We start from the raw sequence: 3345 nt of genomic DNA, 5'->3' as shown, positions 1-3345 counted from the left end.
CCGTCCTTATTTTTCTTCAGGCTGCTCTCCAGATATGCACTGAATCCCACACCTTTTAACAGATCGGCATCGGTCTTACCATTGTTGGCTGCTTTAATGACCTGGAACGGCTGTTTGATCACATCTTCCAGAGAAGTTGCGGTACGTTCTACCGTCTGAACCAGATCTCCCTCGTCATTACACTCCAGATCATGTTCTTCCGGGTCTGCCAGATATCCAACAGGCGGCGTCAATTCTTTCACGTAATACTTTCCGAGATAGAGGTCTGCGATTTCTGCATTTCCCTCGGCATCCGTAGTCAGGGTTGCAATCTGCGTTCCTGCCGGGTAAAGGACACCTGTCTGTCCATCCGGATGAACGATATCCTCACGGGCATACAGTCCGTAAACCGCACCCTCAAGGGTTGCATCTCCCTGTGCGGTCTTTCCGGTTTCGGAATCCTCTTTTACCAGTTTGATCTTCGCATTGACACGCTCGTTCTGGAACGTGTGGCTGAAAGAAACGGTTGCCTCTTTGTCTGTGGTGTACTGGAACGTAAAAGAGTACACATCCTCACTGTTTCTGGTATATCCGGCCGGTGCAGAAACCTCTTTCATGTAGTAGCTGTTAGCGATCGGCAGGTCTGCCTGATATACGGCTTTTCCGTCTGTTCCGGTCACTGCCTTCTCAATGAGGGTATCTTTTTTGACCACAACGGTTCCGTCCGCTGCTTTGATGTCGTTTCCGGCATACAGGCCATAAGTGCCACCCGGAAGGTATTTCCTGGTTTCCTTATCCTGTTTGTATACGCTTACGCTTGCTTTTTGGCGGTCATTTTTGAATGTCACGCTTCCCATGACCTTCTCCACATTGCTTCCGGCATAGGAAAGGGTGATTTCCTGGCTTTCGCCTGTGCATACCAGATTTTGTGGTGCCTGCATTTCTTTTACCACATATTTTCCCAGATATAGATTATCCAGTGTGACACTTCCGTCATCCCCGGTAGTAAGTCCGGCTTTGACCAGTGCGTCTTTTTTATAAATGACGGTTCCGTCTGCGGATACAATATCCGCTGCGGCATAAACATTGTAAACCGCACTCTTCTGTTTCTGCTCGGTATAAACAAAGGAAACACCATCATCAGTTACCTTTGCTCCGGTCAGGACTTCTCCTAATTTATACACAGTCAGGCTTGCCATCTGCTCTGTATCGGTAACGGTTTGTTTTACAGTATCTCCGATGACCAGTTTCACATCGTAGGCTTTGGTATCCAGCAGATATCCGTTTGGTACGGAGATCTCTTTCAGGTATACGGTATCCTGTGTTTTGGTGATCGTAACGCTGGAAGCTCCGTTGGCATCTGTGGCCGGCATCTTTGTGATCAAGTTCTTTCCATCCTTGTCACTGTAAACGCCATAAACTGCACCTGCGATGGCTTTGTTGCTCTTGCGGTCCTTCTTTACGATCTCCAGAGTTGCCTGTTTTACCCATGATACTTTAAAATCTACATATTTCTCATCGGTCACACCCTCGCCAAATACCAGGGCAAGGTCCTGTGTCTCGCTTCCGGTTGTGATCTTATAAGCGGAATAATCTTTGATGATGCTTCCCTTCATGGTGACAGACCATTCCCCTTTGACATCCACTGCCTGTGTCAGCGGTGCAGATAAGTAGAATTTGGTACCGCCGCAGATCTCCACGGATGCACCTGCACTGCTTGTTTTTCCCGTTGTCACATTATGCAGTTTGACACCGGACGGCAGCTTCATGGTGATGGTCTGCAGTTCGGATGCCTTGAAGGTGATCTCTTCTGTTCTTTGGCTGTTTCCGCTGATATATGCGGTAACATTTGCATTGGAGAAACTCATGTCCACTTCCGGTATCTCCGGCTGGCTCATGCAATAATTGTAGAGTTCCATTGCCAGAGCCTGTCCGGTTGCATTCGTACCGGAAAAAGCGTCACTACTGTTATTGGCATAAGACGCAGCCAGATGGACAATGATAAACTGTTTTCCAGCGGAAAAATCAGGATGTTTCTCTGAGAAAAATCCATTTTCGCCGGATGCTTTTGTGCCGTAGTAGCATACTTTTGCCAGTGCTTTGCTGTCACCCAGTTTGGTGATCTTATAGACACCATCCCCAGGTCCTGCCTTGGACGGCTGCACACAGTAGGCAGTTGCAGACACGTTTCCAAATTTTACGGTATATTTATAAGTTACATAGGAACCCAGACCGTAGTCTGCATAATAGTATGCAGCCCCTCTTGTCACATCTACGTCCTGTGTTGCTCTTGTACTGGTATTGACTGCGGTGAATGAAACGGTTTCCCCATCTTCCATTGCCATCAGGTCAATATCCTGTTCCCCTGCCTGCTCCAGAACATCGCTGAGTGTCAGCCCGGATTCTTCATCGGTTGTATTTTCCGTTTCGGATTCCTCTAATGCAGCATCAAACTCGGATTCGGAAAGTCCGTCCTGAAATTCGGGTTCTGTTTCTTCCGGTTCTTCTGTTTCAGATTCAGCTGTCTCCGGCTCAACAATTTCTGTCTCTACAGGCACTGTCTCAGTTTCTTCCTGCGAGGCAGCTTCCTCATCATCAGAACCTGTATCCTCTTCGGTAACTGCCTGTTCTGTCTGCGGTTCACTCTGAGCTGCTGTCACAGGCTCTTTTACGATCAGGTTTCTCCCAATCTGATAAACCGGGTGGTTCTGGTTGACTGGCTCCACATAATAAACGGCATGGTAAGTGTCTGCATGGCTGGTGCTGAAGTTCTCCCCGGCGTCATTCTCTGCTTTCTGGAATGTCACTTTGACTTTGCTTTCGTCCTTGATTTCCAAATTTGTAAAATCCGTGGAAACATCAAAGTCCTGTCCGACTTCCAGCTCCAGATCGGTGGCTTTTACCACTTCATTTTCATCCAGCTGATCCTTTACGGATTCATACGCTGGCGGTTCCGCCGCTTTCGGCTCTTCCGAAGCATACACCGTCAGCGGTGAAATGACCGTGGATAAGATGGTGACTGCCGCCATCACCCCTGAAAGGATTCGCCTGAATCGATATTTACTCTTCATGTTTTCTACCTCTTTCTTCTTTTTCTTCATTTTGCATAAGAACAGCCGGATGTTTCCATCCGGCCTGTCTGTTCTCATTATTCTGTTATCTCGCATCATCTGTCCGTCTTGGATTCTGCAGACAGGCATAGGTACTTTTGTCATACCGCCATGCCTTATCCCCGTCCAGATTGGCAAGCAGATGCTTCCGCACATTTTTGTATTCGTCCCCGATCAATCCGAGGCGGAGCAGAAAGGTGCGGAACGTAAATGCCGGGTTATCCCCGATCTCCGTCTTTTTTGCATGGGTACAGGA

1 protein-coding gene and 1 pseudogene are annotated in these 3345 nt (G+C 48.0%); both read right to left on the bottom strand.

Going from position 1 to position 3345, the window contains the following annotated elements:
• A partial coding sequence (locus tag LIQ05_RS19035) for a SpaA isopeptide-forming pilin-related protein (RefSeq protein ID WP_320051483.1) occupies window positions 1–3050 on the bottom strand: 3050 nt, incomplete at its 3' end.
• A gap of 85 nt (window positions 3051–3135) precedes the next feature.
• Window positions 3136–3345: pseudogene (locus LIQ05_RS19030) on the bottom strand (amidoligase enzyme); the annotation flags it as partial.

Source organism: Blautia glucerasea, from assembly GCF_020537505.1.
In the GTDB taxonomy this organism is placed as follows: Bacteria; Bacillota; Clostridia; order Lachnospirales; family Lachnospiraceae; genus Blautia_A.
This window is presented reverse-complemented; position numbering and strand designations above follow the sequence as displayed.